Source organism: Streptomyces sp. NPDC048057 (assembly GCF_040653095.1).
Lineage (GTDB): Bacteria > Actinomycetota > Actinomycetes > Streptomycetales > Streptomycetaceae > Streptomyces.
The window spans coordinates 1-2,432 of record NZ_JBEZNF010000075.1 but is presented as its reverse complement, the minus strand read 5'-3'; the positions used below and the strand labels follow the sequence as shown (position 1 = coordinate 2,432).

Here is a 2,432-nt window from a genome sequence, read left to right as displayed (position 1 = left end):
GTCCTGCGCCACGAAGCGCTCTGACGTATCCCCGGTAAAGCCGGGAGGAACTCGGAGGTGTGTTCCTGGGTCCGATGACTTACTGCGCCCCGAAAGGCGGCGTGGGACCGTAGCATGTCAGGAAACCAGCGGCCGGGTTCAGACGTATGGGACGGCGCGCTGGGGGACCCGCGTGATATGGCGAAAGCTGAATTGCCTGAACCCCAATCTCCAGACGATGCAATGGCGATCATCCGTCGGAAAGACGTCTGAAACCGACGCCGCGCCCGGCATCATTCTACGGCATGGCTTGATGCAACCTTCGGGGACGCGGACGATACCCAAAGAGGGTATTCAAGGAGATGAGTGGGGCGCCTGTCTCACGCTATTACGTACGCCAGAGACGAACGTGGGATCACCTAAGGGATGCGAATCCTATGGTGACAGAGTGCCCGTAGTAGTCGCAGGAGTAACGACCTGCCAAGGAGGACGGGAAGGCCGTCCACAGGGCCAAGGGGCACAGATGGTCCGGACACCGACGACCGAAAGGTACGCGAAATGCAGAACGCCGAGACGGTGTTAGGTGTCCTCCGTGAGCGCGGCATAAAGGGACTGCCGTGTGACGAGCTGTATCGGCAGCTCTTCAACAAGGAGTTGTATCTGGTGGCCTATGGGAACATCTACGCCAATCAGGGCGCGATGACTCCCGGGGCCACGCAGGAAACCGTGGATGGCATGTCCGTGGAGAAGATCGAGCGTATCATCGATGCGATGCGCCATGAGCGCTATCGATTCTCTCCCGTACGGCGGACCTACATTCCGAAGAAGAACGGTACTGGGAAGCGCCGCCCGCTCGGGCTGCCAACCTGGTCGGACAAGCTCGTCGGCGAAGTCGTGCGCCTCTTACTTGAGGCGTATTACGATCCGACGTTTTCCGACCACTCCCATGGATTTCGGGCCGGTCGGGGCTGCCACACCGCCTTGCGCGAGGTGGAAGCCTGCTGGAAAGGGACGGTCTGGCTTGTCGAGGGAGACATCGCTGACTGCTTCGGTTCACTCGACCATGAAATTATGATGGCGATCCTGGCTGAAAAGATCAGAGATAATCGATTCCTGCGGCTCATACGCAACATGTTGAAGGCCGGATACCTGGAGGACTGGTCATGGAACGCGACCCTCAGCGGTGCTCCGCAAGGGGGCGTTGTCTCCCCAGTCCTGTCCTCTATCTACCTGCACAAACTTGACGAGTTTGTCGAGACAGTACTGATCCCTGAATACACCCGAGGAACCAGGCGTAAGGCGTATATGCCATATCGGCGTGTACAGAAGGCCATGATCCTAGCGCGCAATGAAGGCGACCGTGAAAAGTTGCGGTCGCTGCGCAAGGAAATCCGACACCTTCCCTCTGCGGATCCGCGCGATCCAGGATATAGAAGGCTGAAGTATGTCCGCTACGCTGACGATCACCTCCTCGGGTTCACCGGACCCAGGGCTGAAGCCGAGAAAATAAAACAGCGCCTGACCGAGTTCCTGCGCGACGAACTCAAGCTGGAGCTCTCCCAGGAAAAGACGCTGATCACGCACGCCCGTACCAAAGCGGCGCGCTTTCTCGGCTACGAGATCATTACCTTGCATGCCAACAACAAGATGACCGGCGGACACCGAAAAACCAACGGGAAAATCGCGTTGCGGCTACCGAGGGACGTGGTCAGAGCCTACGTATCTCCGTACTACAGGCGGGGGAAACCCGCGAGTCAGGCCAACCTGGTGAACTGCGATGACAGCGTCATCATCGCCACCTATGGCCAGAAGTACCGAGGCGTCGTCCAGTACTATCTGCTAGCCAACGATGTCTGGAGAATGGAAAGACTCAGATGGGTCATGGAAGTATCCATGCTCCGGACGTTAGCGGCAAAGCATCAGTCCACCGTGGGAAGGATGGCGCGCCGTTACAAGGCTAAAATCCTCACACCACACGGGCTGCGCACATGCTTTGAAGCTAGAATCGAACGGGCCGGCAGAAAGCCGCTGATTGCACGGTTCGGTGGCATTCCCTTGCGGCGGAAAAAGAGTGCGGTCATCGCTGACCGAATTCCGGCCCCGCTGCGCTACCAAAAGAAGGAATTGGTCACCCGCCTCCAGCGGGGCGAGTGCGAGATCTGTGCAAAAAGTGGAAAGGTGGAAGTTCACCATGTCCGGAAACTGGCCGATCTCGGCGCACCTGGGTCCCGCCAGTTCACTTGGGCGGCAGTAATGATGGAAAAGCGGCGCAAAACCCTGGTGGTATGCTCCGCCTGTCACAACCAAATCCACAGTGAACCGACGCCGCCGCTCTCACGGCGTAAACCATCGGAGAGCTACGTGCTGGGAAACTAGCCCGCGTGGTTCGGAGGGGGGCCGCAAGGAAAAGGACCTGCACACGGCAGGAACCTCGCCAGGCGGCCTACCCTGTG

General features: G+C 58.8%; 1 protein-coding gene. It reads left to right on the top strand.

Annotated features, from left to right (window positions below):
* The first annotated feature begins 537 nt into the window (after positions 1–537).
* A complete protein-coding gene (locus tag AB0E05_RS36350; protein ID WP_361971883.1) occupies positions 538–2,355 on the top strand; it encodes a reverse transcriptase domain-containing protein in 1,818 nt (605 codons plus the stop codon).
* The last annotated feature ends 77 nt before the right edge of the window (positions 2,356–2,432 follow it).